The 16152-nt window shown below is 71.9% G+C and carries 14 protein-coding genes and 1 tRNA gene; 8 read left to right on the forward strand and 7 right to left on the reverse strand.

The window, feature by feature from the left end; translation table 11 throughout:
* The first annotated feature begins 78 nt into the window (after positions 1-78).
* The gene (locus AC57BS_RS22490; protein WP_496413674.1) at positions 79-1128 is read left to right on the forward strand and encodes a LacI family DNA-binding transcriptional regulator; all 1050 of its coding nucleotides are present in this window, start codon (positions 79-81) and stop codon (positions 1126-1128) included.
* On the opposite strand, the gene pntB is transcribed toward AC57BS_RS22490, so the two are convergent.
* From pntB to upp, 3 genes are all read right to left on the reverse strand, one after another.
* Complete coding sequence (pntB, locus tag AC57BS_RS22495; RefSeq protein WP_496413675.1) at positions 1100-2548, reverse strand: Re/Si-specific NAD(P)(+) transhydrogenase subunit beta; 1449 nt, start codon at positions 2546-2548, stop codon at positions 1100-1102. The genes AC57BS_RS22490 and pntB overlap by 29 nt on opposite strands.
* Positions 2549-2553: 5 nt before the next feature.
* Positions 2554-4083 carry a Re/Si-specific NAD(P)(+) transhydrogenase subunit alpha gene (locus AC57BS_RS22500; RefSeq protein WP_496413676.1) on the reverse strand — a complete coding sequence of 510 codons (1530 nt, stop codon included), beginning with the start codon at positions 4081-4083 and terminating at the stop codon, positions 2554-2556.
* Between the two features lie 256 nt (positions 4084-4339).
* Entirely contained in the window at positions 4340-4981 is a 642-nt protein-coding gene (upp, locus tag AC57BS_RS22505; protein WP_496413677.1) for a uracil phosphoribosyltransferase, read from the reverse strand.
* Positions 4982-5077: 96 nt separating this feature from the next.
* Here upp and AC57BS_RS22510 point away from each other — a divergent pair, with 96 nt between their 5' ends.
* Genes AC57BS_RS22510 through AC57BS_RS22520 form a run of 3 tightly spaced genes read left to right on the forward strand, consistent with a single transcriptional unit; the run spans position 5078 to position 6491 of the window.
* Positions 5078-5563, forward strand: a complete 486-nt coding sequence (locus AC57BS_RS22510) for a tRNA adenosine deaminase-associated protein (protein WP_496413678.1) — start codon at positions 5078-5080, stop codon at positions 5561-5563.
* On the forward strand, positions 5560-6024 hold the full coding sequence (gene tadA, locus AC57BS_RS22515; protein WP_496413679.1) for a tRNA adenosine(34) deaminase TadA: 465 nt from the start codon (positions 5560-5562) through the stop codon (positions 6022-6024). Before AC57BS_RS22510 ends, tadA begins: the two co-directional genes overlap by 4 nt.
* Positions 6021-6491 carry a GNAT family N-acetyltransferase gene (locus AC57BS_RS22520; protein ID WP_496413680.1) on the forward strand — a complete coding sequence of 157 codons (471 nt, stop codon included), beginning with the start codon at positions 6021-6023 and terminating at the stop codon, positions 6489-6491. Before tadA ends, AC57BS_RS22520 begins: the two co-directional genes overlap by 4 nt.
* 13 nt (positions 6492-6504) lie before the next feature.
* On the opposite strand, the gene AC57BS_RS22525 is transcribed toward AC57BS_RS22520, so the two are convergent.
* Genes AC57BS_RS22525 through AC57BS_RS22540 form a run of 4 tightly spaced genes read right to left on the reverse strand, consistent with a single transcriptional unit; the run spans position 6505 to position 12559 of the window.
* Positions 6505-7776: a DUF2254 domain-containing protein gene (locus tag AC57BS_RS22525; protein ID WP_496413681.1), complete on the reverse strand. Its 1272-nt coding sequence runs from the start codon at positions 7774-7776 to the stop codon at positions 6505-6507.
* 27 nt (positions 7777-7803) lie between these two features.
* Positions 7804-9204: a wax ester/triacylglycerol synthase domain-containing protein gene (locus tag AC57BS_RS22530; protein WP_496413682.1), complete on the reverse strand. Its 1401-nt coding sequence runs from the start codon at positions 9202-9204 to the stop codon at positions 7804-7806.
* On the reverse strand, positions 9201-10634 hold the full coding sequence (locus AC57BS_RS22535) for an HAD-IB family hydrolase (protein WP_496413683.1): 1434 nt from the start codon (positions 10632-10634) through the stop codon (positions 9201-9203). The genes AC57BS_RS22530 and AC57BS_RS22535 overlap by 4 nt, the downstream gene beginning before the upstream one ends.
* On the reverse strand, positions 10631-12559 hold the full coding sequence (locus AC57BS_RS22540; protein WP_496413684.1) for a lysophospholipid acyltransferase: 1929 nt from the start codon (positions 12557-12559) through the stop codon (positions 10631-10633). The genes AC57BS_RS22535 and AC57BS_RS22540 overlap by 4 nt, the downstream gene beginning before the upstream one ends.
* Before the next feature lie 154 nt (positions 12560-12713).
* Here AC57BS_RS22540 and AC57BS_RS22545 point away from each other — a divergent pair.
* From AC57BS_RS22545 to AC57BS_RS22560, 4 genes are all read left to right on the forward strand, one after another.
* A tRNA-Ser gene (locus AC57BS_RS22545) sits at positions 12714-12803 on the forward strand.
* Positions 12804-12920: 117 nt separating this feature from the next.
* Positions 12921-13952 carry an acyltransferase family protein gene (locus tag AC57BS_RS22550; protein WP_496413685.1) on the forward strand — a complete coding sequence of 344 codons (1032 nt, stop codon included), beginning with the start codon at positions 12921-12923 and terminating at the stop codon, positions 13950-13952.
* A 144-nt stretch (positions 13953-14096) separates the two neighbouring features.
* On the forward strand, positions 14097-15041 hold the full coding sequence (locus tag AC57BS_RS22555; protein WP_496413686.1) for a hypothetical protein: 945 nt from the start codon (positions 14097-14099) through the stop codon (positions 15039-15041).
* A gap of 407 nt (positions 15042-15448) precedes the next feature.
* A complete protein-coding gene (locus tag AC57BS_RS22560; RefSeq protein WP_496413687.1) occupies positions 15449-16132 on the forward strand; it encodes a TetR/AcrR family transcriptional regulator in 684 nt (227 codons plus the stop codon).
* Positions 16133-16152 lie beyond the last annotated feature (20 nt).

A 16152-nucleotide genomic window follows, 5' to 3' on the forward strand; every position in this document is an offset into this window, starting at 1 on the left:
TTTGCAGGAACGGGAAGGCGCTGCAACTTTTTTCAGTCAGGCCCCCGCGGAGTGGTCCTCGTCACTAAGGTGTCCCTCGTGACCATCAGGCTGAGCGAGATCGCCGAGCGCTCCGGCGTGAGCATCAGCACGGTCAGCCGCGTCCTCAACGAGCGGCCCGGCGTGAGCCAGCAGACCCGCCGGCAGGTGCTCACCGCGATCGACGTGCTCGGCTACGACCGCCCCGTACGCCTGCGAGCGCGGGCGGGGGGACTGGTCGGCCTGGTCATCCCCGAGCTCCAGAACCCGTTCTTCCCGCGGCTGGCGCACCACCTCGAGGTCCACCTGTCCCGCACGGGCCTGTCGACGGTGCTGTGCAGCCAGACGCTGGGCGGCGTCCACGAGGACGACTACGTCGCCATCCTGATGGAGCACTCCGTGGCCGGCATCGTGTTCGTCTCGGGGGTGCACGCCCTCGTCGACAGCGATCCCGCGCGCTACCAGCGCCTGATGGACCTCGGTCTGCCGATCGTCCTGGTCAACGGAGCGCTCGCCGGCCTGGACGCACCGTGCGTCTCGACCGACGACGTCGCCTCCGTCCAGCTCGCGGTGCAGCACCTCGAGCACATGGGCCACCGCCGCATCGGTGCGGCGCTGGGGCAGCTGCGCTACGTCCCGGCCCAGCGCAAGCGGCGGGCGTTCCTGGAGCTCATGACCGAGCGCGGCCTGATGCCCGACGACCTCGATGCCGAGGACCTGGTCGAGACCACCGCGTACTCCGTGCAGGGCGGCCAGCGGGCCGCCGACGCCCTCATCGACCGGGGCGTGACCGGCATCGTGTGCGGGTCGGACGTGATGGCCCTGGGCGTGATCCGCGCCGCCCGGCGACGCGGGCTGCGGGTGCCCGAGGACCTGTCGGTGGTGGGCAGCGACGACAGCCAGATGATGGAGTTCGCCGACCCGCCGCTTACCACCGTACGGCAGCCGGCCGAGGCACTGGCCCAGGCGGCGAGCCTGGAGATCGCCGAGCAGATCGCGGGGTCCAAGCCGCACGCGGGCGAGGTGCTCCACCGTCCCGAGCTGGTGGTGCGGGGCTCGACCGCCGCGGCCCCCGAGCCGCTCAGCCCAGGGCGGCCACGATCTCGTTGACCTTGTCCTTGGCGTCGCCGAAGAGCATCTGGGTGTTGTCCTTGAAGAACAGCGGGTTCTGCACCCCGGCGTACCCCGTGGCCATGGAGCGCTTGAACACCACGACGTCCTTGGCGTTCCACACCTCCAGCACCGGCATGCCGGCGATCGGTGAGCCGGGCTCCTCCTGGGCGGCCGGGTTGACGGTGTCGTTGGCGCCGATCACGAGCACGACGTCGGTGTGGGAGAGGTCGCCGTTGATCTCGTCCATCTCGAGCACGATGTCGTAGGGCACCTTGGCCTCGGCGAGGAGCACGTTCATGTGGCCCGGCAGCCGGCCGGCGACGGGGTGGATGCCGAACCGCACGTCGACGCCCTTGTCACGCAGCTTCTTCGTCATCTCCGCGACGGGGTACTGCGCCTGGGCGACCGCCATGCCGTAGCCGGGCGTGATCACGACCGACGACGCGTGCGCGAGGAGCTCGGCGACCTCGTCGGACTGGATCTCGCGGTGCTCGCCGTAGTCGCGGTCCTCGCCCGCGGACCCGCCGTCGGAACCGAACCCGCCGGCGATGACGCTGACGAAGGAGCGGTTCATCGCCTTGCACATGATGTAGCTCAGGATCGCACCGGACGATCCGACCAGCGCGCCGGTGATGATGAGCAGGTCGTTGCCCAGCATGAAGCCCGCGGCGGCCGCGGCCCAGCCGGAGTAGCTGTTGAGCATCGACACGACCACCGGCATGTCGCCGCCGCCGATCGCGGCGACGAGGTGGAAGCCCAGGACCAGTGCGAGCGCGGTCATCGCCAGGAGCGGGACGATGCCGATCCCGTCGCCGTCGTCGCCCTCGACGAGCGCGAACCACACGCCCAGCGCCAGCGAGACGACGATGATCGCCAGGTTGAGCCAGTGGCGGCCGGGCAGCATCAGCGGGGAGGACTTCATCCGCGCGCTGAGCTTGAGGAAGGCCACGATCGAGCCCGTGAAGGTGATGGCACCGATGAAGACGCCGATGAAGACCTCGACGTCGTGGACGGTGTCGTGACCGGCGCCGTGCTGGAGGTAGGAGTTGAGGCCCACGAGCACGGCGGCGAGACCGACGAAGGAGTGGAGCAGCGCGACGAGCTCGGGCATGCCGGTCATCTCGACGGTGCGCGCGCGCCACGCCCCGATGACGGCGCCGGTGCCCATCATCGCGGCCACCACCAGCACGGCCACACCCAACGAGGGCGCGTCGGTGGTCAGCTCGTTCTGCTGGGCCATCAGCAGGACCGTGGCGACCAGGGCCAGCGCCATGCCGGCCATGCCGAGGATGTTGCCCTGCTTGGCGGTCTCGTGCCGCGCGAGGCCGGCGAGCGCGCCGATGAAGCACAGCGCCGCGATGATGTAGGCACCCTGGATGAAGCCGTAGAGGTGCTCCGAGGTGAGGAAGTCGGTCACGGGATTCAGCCCTTCCGGAACATCTGGAGCATCCGCAGCGTCACGAGGAAGCCACCGAAGATGTTGATGCTGGCGACGAGCACGGCGATCGCCGCGAGGACGAGGATCAGGGCGTTGCTGGCGGTGCCGACCTGGAGGATCCCGCCGACCAGGATGATCCCGGAGATGGCGTTGGTCTCGGCCATCAGCGGCGTGTGGAGGGCGTGGGCCACGTTGGAGATCACGTAGTAGCCCGCGACCACCGCCAGCGCGAACACCGTGAAGTGACCCAGGAACTCCCCGGGCGAGAAGGCCGCGAGCAGCGCGAAGAGCACCCCCGCCAGGCCGGCGGCGTACCACTTCCGGCGCGGGTCGGGCGGTGCCAGCGGCTCCTTCTCCACCACCTGCGCGGCGGGCGCGGCCGGTGCCGCGGAGACCTGTACGGGCGGCGGCGGCCACATCGTCTCGCCGTCCCGGGTGACGGCGATGCCGCGCTGGACCACGTCGTCCATGTCGAGCGTCAGCACGCCGTCCTTCTCCGGCGTCAGCAGCTTGAGGAGGTTGACGATGTTGGTGCCGTAGAGCTGGCTGGTCTGCGCGGCCAGGCGGCCGGCGAGGTCGGTGTAGCCGAGGACCGTCACTCCGTTGGCCGTGACCACGCGCTCGTCCTTGACCGTGGCGGCGACGTTGCCACCGTTGGCCGCGGCCATGTCCACGACCACCGAGCCGGGGCGCATCGCCGCGACCGTCTCGGCGGAGACCAGCTGCGGGGCGGGACGGCCGGGGATCAACGCGGTGGTGATGACGATGTCGGCGGCGCGCGCCTCCTCGTCGTACATCGCCGCGGTGGCGGCCTCCTGCTCGGCGGTCATCTCCTTGGCGTAGCCGTCGGAGGAGACCTCCTGCTCCATGTCGACGGTGACGAACTCCGCACCCATCGACTCGACCTGCTCGGCCACCTCGGGGCGTACGTCGAACGCGCGGACGATCGCACCCAGCGAGCCCGCGGCGCCGATCGCGGCGAGGCCGGCGACACCGGCGCCGACGACGAAGACGCGAGCAGGGGGGACCTTGCCGGCCGCGGTGACCTGGCCGGTGAAGAGCCGGCCGAACTCGTGGGCGGCCTCGATCACCGCGCGGTAGCCCGCGACGTTGGCCATCGACGACAGCACGTCCATCGACTGCGCGCGCGAGATACGCGGGACGGCGTCCATCGCGAGCGCGGTCACCCCCGCGGCGGCGAGCCGCTCGACCAGCTCGGGGCTGCGCGCGGGCGCCATCAGGCCGACGACCGTGGCCCCGGGGCGCAGGCGCGCGATCTCCTCGTCCGTCGGTGCGTTGACCTTCAGCACGATGTCGCTCGACCACACCTCCTCGGCGGTGCCGACCGCGATGCCCGCGTCGGCGTACGCCGGGTCCGGCTGGTCGGCGGCCTCGCCCGCGCCCTGCTCGACCACGACGTCGTAGCCCAGCGCGGCGAGCTGTGACGCCGTCTTCGCCGTTGCTGCGACGAGGGTCTCGCCGGGTCGTGACTCACGTGGGATGCCGATGCGCACTGCGTGCCTCCTGGGTGGGGGCTCGGGTCCGGTTCGTGACCTGAGCGGCGTGCGGGCCGGGCACAACGTATCGAAACCGGGCGCCTTGTCACCGGTGTCTCAGGTGGCGCTCGCCACGTGTCGGGGCCCGGTCTCCATCCACACCCCGCTGGACAGTCCGCTGCGAAAGGCCGGTGGCAGGCGTGCCAGGAGCGGCGGAACGCAGCGGACTATCGGGAGGAGGGACGGGAGGCTGTGGACGAGTACGCCGCCAGCGTCAGTGCGCGACGCCGTAGAGCCGGTCGCCGGCGTCGCCGAGGCCGGGGACGATGTAGCCCTTGTCGTTGAGCTTCTCGTCGAGGGCCGCGGTCACGACGGCGACGGGGACGTCGAGGTCGTCGAGGGCCTTCTCCAGGTTCGCGACGCCCTCGGGCGCGGCGAGCAGGCAGATCGCGGTGATGTCGTCGGCGCCGCGGTCGGTGAGGAAGCGGATCGCGGCGGCGAGCGTGCCGCCCGTCGCGAGCATCGGGTCGAGGACGTAGCACTGGCGCCCGGAGAGGTCCTCGGGCAGCCGCTCGGCATAGGTCGAGGCCTCGAGCGTCTCCTCGTTGCGGACCATGCCGAGGAAGCCGACCTCGGCCGTGGGCAGCAGCCGCATCATGCCGTCGAGCATGCCGAGCCCGGCGCGGAGGATCGGGACGACCATCGGCTTGGGCTGGGCGAGGTAGACGCCCGTGGTCGGGCCGACGGGAGTGGTGATGTCCAGCGGGGCGACACGCACCTCGCGGGTCGCCTCGTAGGCCAGCAGGGTGACCAGCTCGTCGGTCAGTCGCCGGAAGGTCGGCGAGTCGGTGTCCTGGTCGCGGAGGACGGTGAGCTTGTGGGAGACGAGGGGGTGGTTCACCACGTGCAGGCGCATGGGGGCCACCCTAGTGGGCGAGCGGGGCGCCGATCGAGACGCCGAAGAGGGTTGGCGCACCCGGGGCTTTCTGCGACATTGGTGGAGGGAGGTCAGATGTCCGAGCAGCACGGCGAGGTCGACTTCGCGCTGGCCGCGTTCCTGGAGGACGGGGACTGGCAGGTGCGGGAGATCGCCTCGCCCGCCTTCGACACGATCGAGGCGTTGAGCCACGCGCTCCGCCAGGTCTCCGGCGAGGACGGGGCCGTCGGGATGGTCGCCGTCGACGAGGACTTCTTCGTGCTCGTACGGGTGTCCGGGGCGCGGACGCGCGTGCTGCTCTCCGACGTCACCGCCGCCGACCAGTGGGAGCTCGCCCAGTCGGCGATCGACTTCCTCGGCCTCCCGCCGCCGGAGGACGACGACGTCGAGGTGCCTGCCGGCGACCTCGACCTGCTCGGCGACCTCGGGCTGCACGCCATCGACCTGGGCGCGCTGCTCGACGACGTCGAGCTCTACCCCGACGAGATGCTCTCCGACATCGCCCGTCGCCTCGGGTTCGGCGAGCTCTTCGACGACGCCGTGGGACTCACTTCCGCATGACGTGGGAAGCACCGATGCGCCTGGCCCTTGCCGAGGCGCAGGCCGCGCTGGCCGCCGACGACGTACCGGTCGGCGCCGTGGTCCTCGACGAGACCGGCACCGTCATCGGCACCGGCCACAACACCCGCGAGGCCGACGCCGACCCCACCGGGCACGCCGAGGTGGTCGCCCTGCGCGCCGCCGCGGCCGCCCGCGGCGAGTGGCGGCTGACCGGCTGCACGCTCGTCGTCACCCTCGAGCCGTGCACGATGTGCGCCGGCGCGCTCGTGCTCGCCCGGGTGGACCGGGTGGTCTTCGGGGCGTACGACGACAAGCTGGGCGCCGTCGGCTCGCTGTGGGACGTCGTACGCGACCGCCGCCTCAACCACCGTCCCGAGGTCGTGGCCGGGGTGCTCCCCGAGGAGTCGGCGGCCCTGCTCGACGGTTTCTTCGCCCGCCACCGTTCGCAGGAGGTCGGATGACGACCGTACGCCGGGCCGGCGTCGCCGATGCCGACGTGCTCGGCCGGCTGCTGTGGGACTTCAACACCGAGTTCGACACCGAGACCGACGACGCCGACGTGCTGGCCGCCCGGTTCGCCCGGCTGCTCGTGCTCCCCGAGATCGTCGCGGTGCTGGCCGAGGACGGCGCGGGCGAGCCCGTCGGCTTCGCGCTGGTCAGCCTCCGCCCGGCCATCTGGTTCGACGGCCCGGTCGCGCAGCTCGAGGAGCTCTACGTGGTGCCCGCGCTCCGCTCGCACGGCATCGGCACCGAGGTCCTCGGCCTGTGCCGGAGCCTGGCGCGCGAGCTCGGGTCGCCGGAGATGCACATCGGCGTCGACGAGGTCGACGTGGACACCCGGCGGTTCTACGAGCGGCACGGCTTCGTGAACGTCGAGGAGGGCGTCGACTACCGGATGCTCTACTACGTCGGCCCGACGAGCCCCTGACGGTCCGCGCCCCTCACTCGCGCACGGCCAGGAGATCCTCGCGCGCGGCGCGCAGCCGGCCGAGGTCGATCTCGGGCACGCCCTGCCGCGCAGCGCGGTCGAGGAGGGCGTCGACCTGCTCGTGGAGGCGCACGACGGTGTCAGGACCGGCAACCCGGGCGATCCGCGCGGCCAGCCGCAGCGACGCGTGCACGACGGCGGGGTCGCTGGCGGCGTAGTTCCGCAGGTCGTCGAAGACGAGGTCGACCAGCGCGGTCCCGAACGGCACCGGCCAGATCACCCTCACCACGCCCTCCCCGTCGGCCCACCCCGCTCCCGGCGCGGGGTGCCGCATCGCCGGGACGAGGCCGCAGGCGAGCTCCTCGACCACGTTGCGAGCCGTGTAGGGGTCGTTCGTCGACGGCGAGACCGCGCGCACCGCCATCTCGAGGAGCTGCTGCACCGCGAACTCCACGTCCTGGGCGGGGGTGCGGGTGTCGCCGATGTGGACGTGCTCGACGACGAGACGACTCATCTCCTCCTCCGCGCCCCGGACGCGGGCGAGGGGCTCCCCTGCCATCACGTGGGTGCCCGGCGTCACCGTGAGCTCGGCGACGCCGAGGCCCTCGGCCGCCCGGGCCAGCGTCGGAGCATCGATGGACGTGACGAACCCCGAGCGCGGGGCGATGACAACGGCGTCTGCCGCGCCGAGCGGGCCGGCCGCGACCCGGTCCTCGGCGCCGGAGCCGTACACGGCGTCGACCGCCCCCTCGAGCTCGGTGCGGACGCGACGGATGAGGGTGGAGACCTGGATGACGTCGGAGATGTGGTGCAGGAAGTAGACCAGGGCGGCGACGCTCGCCAGTGCCAGCACGAGCGCCCCGTACACCGCCACGTGCGGCACGAACGTGATGCCGTCGGTCGCGTCCTGGACCCGCCGCATCACCATCAGGCAGTAGACGAAGGTGGCGACGAAGAGACCGAGCACCCGTTGATTGCTGCGGTCGGCCATGAAGTTGCGCACCAGTCGGGGGCCGTACGTGGACGACGCAGTGGCGATGACCGACATCGTGATGGAGAAGGTGGTCGCCGCGACCGCGAGCACCGAGCCCCCGACCGCGACGAGGATGCCGCGGCTGCCCTCGACGCCGAGCAGGAAGGAGTCCGGGAGCACGTCGAGCGCGCGTTCGTCGAGCCAGAGGTCGACCCAGATCACACCTTGGGCGACCAGCACCGCACCGAGGACCATGAGGCCCGGGACGAACCACATCGACTCCCGCAGCGGGGAGAACCTCGACGACCTCATGTGGCCACCCTAGGAGCGGGCGGTGCCTCAGACAGCGAAGGCGGCGACTTCCTCCGCCAGGCACTCCTCGAGCTCCGCGAGGTCGGTGACTGCGCTGGCGTCGACGTTGACGCCGATGCACGCGGTGTCGCCGCAGGTCACCAGGCAGGCGGTCAGCGCCGCGCCGGGCAGCGGCCCGAGGACGTACATCCCCTGCACCTCGGCGCCGGCCATGAACCGCTTGCGCGGAGGGCCGGGCAGCGTGAGCACGAACGCGTCGGGGGCGGCAGCCGTACGGAGGGCGGAGGCCCCGACGAACGACGGCATCCGGTTCATCAGCGGCGCCGCGGCGTCCAGCACCTCGAGGGCCCGCTCGGTGTGCAGGGACAGCACCTCCCCGCGCACGGCGGCGACCCGGTCGACCGGGTCGTCGATGGAGAGCGGGCCGGAGATGATCGCCTGCGCGAAGCGGTTGCCGAGGTCGTCGGCGCGGTCGAGCGAGACGCGTACGCCGACGGGGATCTCGCCGACGGGGCTGTCGCGGCGCAGGTGGTAGCGGCGCAGCCCGCCGAGGACGAGCGCGACCGCAGCGTCGTCCAGCGTGCCACCCCCCTGCCGGGCGACGGTGCGGATCGGGTCGAGGGGCGTGTCGAAGGTGAGGAACGACCACTGCTTGCCGGTGCGCGGTGACAGCTCGGGCGACGGCGGGGCGGTCTGGGTGAGCAGCCGGCGGACCGACGCCCCGTAGCGCAGCGTCGAGGCGAGGACGGCCTGCGGCCGGGTTGCCGCGAGCCCGAGCGCGCGCGCCGTCGCCCGGGCGGACCCGGGCAGCGTCGCCACGTCGGTGCGCAAGCCCGACACGGCGAGGTCGACGGGATCGGCGGCAGCAGGTGCGACCTGGTCCTCCCCCACCGGCTTGCGCGCGGTGTGCGCCCGCCGGCCTGACTGGAGCATCGACAGCAGCTGCACGGTGCCGAGCGGGTCGGCCAGCGCGTGGTGGATCTTGAGGACGTACGCCGCCCCTTCCGGCAGCCCCTCGAAGAGCACGCCCTCCCACAGCGGCCGCGACCGGTCGAAGGGACGCAGCGCGACCTGGGCGGCGGCGGCGAGCATCTCCTCGCGGGACGAGACCCGCTCGCGGCGCAGGTGGTAGGAGAGGTCGAAGGTCGGGTCGTCGGCCCAGGTCGGGGCGGCGGTGGGGACGACGGGCTCGACGACGTGCTGGCGGAGGCGGCGGACGAGCCCGGTGCCCCACTCGGTGGCGGCGACGAAGCGCTGCCAGTCGGGCGCCCGGTCGAGGTCGATGACGACGGTGCTGGTGGACGACTGCACCGGGTGCCGCTCGGCCCGCCACAGCAAGGTCTGCATCGGCGTGAGCTCGGTGCCGGCGGACCAGGCGGCCGCGCCGCCCCAGCGCTCGAAGTCCTCGCTGGTCGAGCGTGTGGTCATGATGGCCACCTCGCGAGGGTCTCCTCGAACAACGCGCGCAGGTCGGCGATCCGCTCGCTCATGCCGTCGGTGCTCCAGTCGGTCTCGGGCTCCAGCACGCAGACGTCGACCACGCCCGGGTTGAGCACCAGCGAGCTGCGCCGCATCAGCTCGCCGGTGTTGCGCAGCACGATCGGCACGACCGGCACGCCGGCCTGGGCGGCGAGGTGGAAGGCGCCCTTGCGGAACGGCCCGAGCACGGGGGTCGCCGACCGCGTGCCCTCGGGGAAGATCATCAGCGACGTGCCGGAGCGGATCCGCTCGACGACGCCGTCGAGCGTGGCCCGGGCCGACTCGGAGTCGCCGCGGTCGATCCAGGCCGGGTCGATGACGAAGGACCCCACCATCGCGCGCGGGTCCCAGCGGGCCTCCTTCTTGGCGACGATCGTGAAGTCCCGCTCGAGCAGCCGGCCGAGCACCGGGATGTCGAGCGCGCTCTGGTGGTTGGCCACGAAGATCGCCGGGCGGTGCGTCCAGAGCCGCTCCTGGTGCAGCACGTCGACGGACACGCCGGCCAGGGCCATCGGCAGTCGGGTCGCGAGGCGTACGGCGGCGTTGCGGCCCTCGTGCAGGTTGCCGCGGGCGATCCCATAGGCCAGCCCCGCGCCGACGCCGGCGTTCATCCCGGCGAGCGCGGCAAGCGTACGGCCGGCGGCGACGAGCGAGCCGCCGACCGGGTCGCTGAGGTCGAGCACCGGCCAGCCGAGGCGCGCGGCGGCGGCGCGCAGGTCGCGGTGCGGGTTGAGGGCGGTCGGGATGCCGACGGAGGAGAGGAAGGCGACGTCCTCGTAGCCGTTGCCGTAGGCGTAGGACTCGGCGAGGTCGATCCCGTGCTCGCGGGCGAAGGCGCGCACGCCGCTGGCCTTGTGACGACCCCACAGCATCGGCCCGTCGGTGGCGCCGGTGAACTGGCCGTCCTCGACGACGAGCTGCGTGCAGACGAGGTGCTCGACGCCGAGGTCGCGCGCGACCGGGGCGATCTGGTACTTCGTGGCGGCCGACGCGACGGCGACCGTGTGCCCGGCCCGCTGGTGGGCCATCACGAGGGCGCGGGACTCGCGGCGGATGGTGCCGGCGATCTTGGACCGGAACAGCCGCTCGCCGAGGTCGGCGAACGCCTCCTCCGACTCGCCGCGCATCGCGGAGAACGCGACGTGGGCGATGCGGGTCGGGTCGCCGCCGAGCTCGCCGTCGACGGCGGTGACGACCGTACGCAGGAACTCCGCCGGCGAGACGTCGCGGCCCTTGAGCCGGTCGCCGTAGAAGGTGGCGGCGGTGTATCCAGCCACGAGCGTGCCGTCGAGGTCGAAGAAGGCGCCGACCGACGGCCCGTGAGGACCGGCCTCGATCGCGTCGATCGCCTCCTGGGCCGCCGCGGACAACCCGCTCACACGCGCTCCCTCTGCTGGCGGGGCTCGGGCTCGGGGTGGCCGACCGTCGCGGTGTCGCCCGCGATCTCGCCGATGATGTTGACCCGCCGCACCGTGTCGCGGAGCTCCGCCGCGAACGCCTCGCGGGCCGAGCCGACCCCTTCGCCGGCCTCGAGCAGCCCCTTGTGGCGGGCCAGGGCGAGCGCGGTGCGGAAGAGCTCGAGCGAGATCGACTCCTCGCTGGCGACGCGCCGCTGCAGCGCCCACTGCTGCCCGACCGCGAGGGAGTCGGCGAGCAGGTCCTTCTCGTCGACGGGCCCGTCGCCGTGGTCGGCGAGCCGGTCGGCGACGACGAGGTAGGCGTCGAGGAAGGGCCGCAGCACGAGGTGGGCGAGGTGCGGACGGGCGGTGACGAGCAGCTCGCGCGCCCGCACCGGCGTCATCTCGGTGACGCCCTCGCCCACCAGCAGGCGGAGCTCGGTGCGCAGCTCGTCCTCGAAGCCGGCGCGCGAGGGGAAGAAGAACTCGAACTTGAGGAGGTCGCGCATCCGCTTCGCCTCCTCCCAGCCCACCTGCAGCTCCCCGCCCGGCGGCAGCTCGGCGCCGGGCTCGAGCTCGCTGACGGTGAGCAGCGCCAGCTCGCCGATCGCCCGCTCGACGAGGATGTGGATCACGGTGTTGCGGTAGAACGCGGCGACGAGGTGCTGGTCGTCGCCGATCTTCCAGATCGGCTCGGTGCCCCGGTCGTACGCCGTCAGCACGCCGCTCTGCGTCAGCTCGGCGAGCGCGCGGCGGATGGTGGAGCGGTCCCGGAGGTCGGCGGCGCCGGCGACGGGCCACTGGCGCGCCTCGATGTAGGCGGCGAGGGGCTCGACGGTCTCCAGCACCTCGTCGACGGTCAGCGCGCGGTCGGCGCCGAGCAGCGCCAGCGACACGATCGCCGTGGTGGTCACCGGGGTGGCGCGGTTGAGGCGGTGGGAGATGTCGAGCGCGACGCGCTCGACGGCCTGGTGGCCGGTGACGCCCTCCGCGGCCAGCTCGTCCATCCGCTCGCGCAGCGAAAACGGCTCGCCGACGGTCAGGTAGGCCCGGCCGAGGCGGTTGCGCTGCAGCCGGGCGAAGCGGACCAGCCAGCGCCAGTCCTCCGGCGTCTTGTTGGCGCCACGGGCCTCCTCGGTCATCAGCGACACCTCGTGCAGCTGGTCGTAGACCACCGAGACCGGCACGACCTGCACGTCCGGTGCGTCCTCGGCGAAGGGGTCGCCCTCACCCTCGCCCTGCACGGTGTCGGTGAGGTACTTGAGGATGCCGTGCACGGGCGGCCGCAGCTTGCCGGTGCGCGTACGCCCGCCCTCGATCGACCAGGCCAGGTTGCGCTTGTTGGCCACCATCTGGCGGATGTAGGAGCGCAGGGCGAGGCGGTAGACCGGGATCTCCTGGGTCGAGCGCCGGATGAAGATCAGTCCGGTGCGGCTCGCGAACGACCCGATGACCGGCAGGTTGAGGTTGGCCCCGCCGAACGTGTAGGTCGGCGAGAAGCGCCGCGCCATCAGCACGTTGGGGATGACCATGCCGTCGAGGTAGGACCGGTGGCTGAACGCGAGGGCGAGGCTGTGCGAGCGGTCGACCTTCCGCAGCTGCTGCATCTGGTCCTCGTCGACGAGCACGTCGTAGGCGCGCAGGAACCAGTCACCCATCCGGGCCCAGCCCTGCGAGGCGCGCTCGTCGTGCGCGGCCGACATCTCGTGGAGGTAGCCCTTGACCTCAGCCCAGACCTCCTCCTCCACGCGTCCCTGCTCCTCGGCGGCACGTGCGACCGCCCGCTGGAAGCGCTTGTCGTGGAGCAGCTCGGTGACCTCCTGCGGCGGCGCGGCCGGCAACCGCTCCCCCACGCTCCTCGGGAGCGCGGCGCGGGCGAGGTCGCGGACACGGCGTACGGCGGCCACTGACCCCTCCTTCCTGCTCGCGTGGTGCGCGAGCACAGGCGTGCGCCGCAAGTTACCGCTCAGGAGGTCCGCTGGCCATGGCTTCGCCGGATGTGTGGACAGGGGACCGCCGCCGGTTTCCGGCCTGCGCGGCAACTCCGGTAACGTTCGGCGCGGTGACGTGTCCGAGCGGCCTAAGGAGAACGCCTCGAAAGCGTTTGTGGGCGCAAGTCCACCGAGGGTTCAAATCCCTCCGTCACCGCCACCGATCGGGCCGGTCCTCCGCGGACCGGCCCGATCGTCGTTCCTGCAAGTCGCCCGACTGGGGTATAGCCGACGCGGCCCGTGCGACCGCGGCCACGACCGTGCCTACGGTGGCGACATGACCCTGCGGAGCGCCCTCCTCGAGCGGCCGAACTCGCTCAACCTCCTCCGCCTGGTGCTGGCCGCATCCGTGATCGTCGGTCACGCGTGGCCGGTGGGTCGCGAGGGCGCAGCACCGGCGTGGCTGGAGTCAGTGGTCCTCCTCGCCGTCCCGGGGTTCTTCTGCCTCTCGGGATTCCTCATCGCCCACTCGCGCATGCGCCTCCCCTTCGGCCGCTTCCTGTGGAACCGCTGCCTGCGGATCCTGCCTGCCTACTGGGTAGTGCTGGCTGCAGTCGCCCTGGTCGCCGCCCCGCTGTCGACCCTCGGCGGCGGCACGTGGAGCGCCTCGGAAGCCGTGCGCTACATGGCCACCAACTCGGCGCTGAGGCAATTCACGTGGACGATGCCGGGCACGGTCGACGGCTGGGCGTGGAACGGCTCGCTCTGGACCCTGTGGTTCGAGTTCGTCGCCTACATCGCGGCGGGCGTACTGCTCACGATCGGAGTGGCACGAAGACGGCCCGCCACGGTCTCGGCCGTCCTGTACGTCCTCGGGGCCCTCTCCGTGTGGTGGCTGTTCGGACCCGGGGGGATCACGACCGACCTGTTCCTGGAGCTGGCCAGGCTGGGGACGTACTTCCTCGCAGGCATGGTCTTCTACTTCCTGGCCGACCGGGTGCCCGTCGACGCCCGCCTGGCGACGGTGTCCCTCGTCTGCGTCGGCCTCCTGCTCCTCACGGGCTGGGTCCACGTCGCCGGCGGCCTGCCGCTCGCCTACGCCCTGCTGTGGGCCGGCGCGGTCATCCCCGCCCGGTGGGCACAACGCCACGACGTGTCCTACGGCGTCTACATCTACGCCTTCCCCGTGCAGGTCCTCCTGGAGTGGTTCGCGCCGGGCCTCGGCGTCGCCGCGCACATCGCGCTGGCCATCTCGATCACCGTGCCCCTGGCCTGGGCGTCCTGGCTACTCGTCGAGCGTCCCGCGATGCGCCTCAAGCACCTCGACGTGCGCCGGGACCGGAGCAGGTCCGCACCGGTTGCTGCGTGACAGCGTCGCCCGGGCCGAGGGCGGGTGTGCGCATTTCCCCCATATGGGAGATGCCTGGCGTTTGACTTTGAAGGACGCCGCCCGGATTCTTGAGAATTCCTTGAGAATCACCCTCCAATTCCCCCGCATCGAAACACGGAGCACATGCGTCTCTCCCGTTCCCGCACGTCCACATTCCCTCGTCCCAGTCTGTCCCTGATCGCCACCGCGCTGGCCGCGACCGCCGTCCTCCTCGGAGGTGCGAGCGCCCATGCCGGCTTCGTCGTTCCGTCGGGCGCCGCCTCGACCGACGCCGCCGCGACCACCGACGCCGCGGATGCCAAGGCATCCACCAACGCGCGTTCGCGCGTGTGGCCGCCGACCCCGAGCAGCGTCGGCGTACCCGCCGGCACGAACCTGAAGCCGTACACCGGCTCCTGCACCATCACCAGGGCCGGCAAGGTCCTCAAGAACAAGCTGATCACCTGCCCGCAGCTGGAGATCCGGACGACCGGCGTGGTGATCCAGAGCTCGAAGATCAACGGCTCGGTCTACGCCGGCGCTGCGGACGACAGTGACCCCGCGGGCACCGGCCCGACCCGGGTGACCGTGCTCGACTCCGAGATCGACAGCTCCAGCGTCCCGGACTTCCGACCGATCGGCGTGTCGCACTTCGTCGTCAAGCGTTCTTACCTGCACGGCAGCTACTCCGGCGGCCAGTGCCACAACGCCTGCAAGATCAAGCGCTCCTTCGTCACTGGCAGCTCGTCCCACGCCTCGGGCCTGAGGATCCTGCGCAACGGCAAGCTCAAGCACAACACGATCTGGTGCGAGCGCGACCCGGCCACGAGCGACGGCGGCTGCTCGGGCAACCTCACGATGTACGAGGAGTTCGGAGTCCCGCGCAACAACGTGATCAAGCACAACTACTTCCCGGGCGACGTCTCCTGGTTCTCGCTGAAGTTCAACGGCGAGGACGCCGGTGGCATCCGCATCGTCGACAATCTCTTCGGCAAGTCGTGGGCCGGCAACGCCGACGACTGGGACGCCAAGCCGGGCAACGTGTGGTCGGGCAACAAGATGCTGAGCGGACGGGTCGCGCGACCCTGACGCACACCCACTGGTCCAGACCATCCCTGGACCGCCGTCACGACCCCGGGTGGGCACCGTCCCCCTGACGGTAGGGCCGGACGGCCGCGTTCCGTCCAGCCCGCCCGCCGTCCCCGCACGCCGACCTCCCGCCGACGTACGGATCCCCCCAGTGGCGGCGGAACCGACAGCATCGACAAACGCAAATCGCGGCACGGTCCTCGCAGGGGCCGTGCCGCTGCGTTTCTGAGTAGCGACTGCACCGGGACCGGCACTTGGAGGGGGAGTCCGACACTTCGTGGGGGTTGTGTCCCCCTCCACCACCTCGAGGCCTTCACAACCCCCACCAACAGTCGGACTTCCCCATCAGGTCGGCCACCGTCTCCGCGGATGACCGAACTCTTTGCACTGAGTGCAACAATGACGGGGTGACCACGAACCCGCCGCCCGACGGGCGCAGCGCACTGCGCGCGGAGCGGCGTCTCGCGATCATCGACGCGGCCCGCGCACTGGCCACCGAGCACGGGTCCGACGGGTTCACCGTCGACCAGGTCGCCCTGCGCGCCGGGGTGTCGCGGCGGACGGTCTTCAACCACTTCGCCGGGCTCGACCAGCTCCTCGTCGCCGCGTGCGAGCAGCTCCTCGTCGAGACCACCACCGAGCTGCTCGACGAGGTCGACCGCCGCATCGCCGCCCTCCCCGACGCTCCCACCCGACCTGGCGCCGGGCCGCCCGCCGACGGCCGTACGGTCCTGGCCGCGGTCGCCGAGTCCGCCCGCGGCGTCGACCTGCCGCGGGCGATCGCGTCGATCCACTGCGTGCTCGGCGCTCCCGCCCCGGCCGACGAGCGCGCCCAGCACATCGCGCGCACCGCCTTCGAGCACGTGGGCGGCCGCCTGCGCGAGCACCTGCAGCAGCGGGCGCCCGACCTCGACGCCCTCGACCTCGAGCTGACCTTGGCGCTGATGTTCAGCGGGATCAACACGCTCGCCGACCTCTGGATCGAGCAGCACCCCGACCTCCCGCCCGACGTCCCGGACGACGCGCGTGCCGACTGGGACCGCCTCCTCGACCGCCTGCTCGACCACCTCCGCGTGGGCCGCCCCGACTGACGACTGACGGCGCTCCCCCG

This window comes from Nocardioides sp. BGA-UO-ETr-FS32 (genome assembly GCF_059567905.1).

Excerpts from the sequence above, each read along its gene's own strand:
- upp (WP_496413677.1), bottom strand. The coding sequence starts at position 4,981 with ATGCGCCTGCACGTGGTGAACCACCCCCTCGTCTCCCACAAGCTCACC.
- AC57BS_RS22510 (WP_496413678.1), top strand. The coding sequence starts at position 5,078 with ATGTCCGAGCAGCACGGCGAGGTCGACTTCGCGCTGGCCGCGTTCCTG.
- tadA (WP_496413679.1), top strand. The coding sequence starts at position 5,560 with ATGACGTGGGAAGCACCGATGCGCCTGGCCCTTGCCGAGGCGCAGGCC.
- AC57BS_RS22520 (WP_496413680.1), top strand. The coding sequence starts at position 6,021 with ATGACGACCGTACGCCGGGCCGGCGTCGCCGATGCCGACGTGCTCGGC.
- AC57BS_RS22525 (WP_496413681.1), bottom strand. The coding sequence starts at position 7,776 with ATGAGGTCGTCGAGGTTCTCCCCGCTGCGGGAGTCGATGTGGTTCGTC.
- AC57BS_RS22530 (WP_496413682.1), bottom strand. The coding sequence starts at position 9,204 with ATGACCACACGCTCGACCAGCGAGGACTTCGAGCGCTGGGGCGGCGCG.
- AC57BS_RS22550 (WP_496413685.1), top strand. The coding sequence starts at position 12,921 with ATGACCCTGCGGAGCGCCCTCCTCGAGCGGCCGAACTCGCTCAACCTC.
- AC57BS_RS22555 (WP_496413686.1), top strand. The coding sequence starts at position 14,097 with ATGCGTCTCTCCCGTTCCCGCACGTCCACATTCCCTCGTCCCAGTCTG.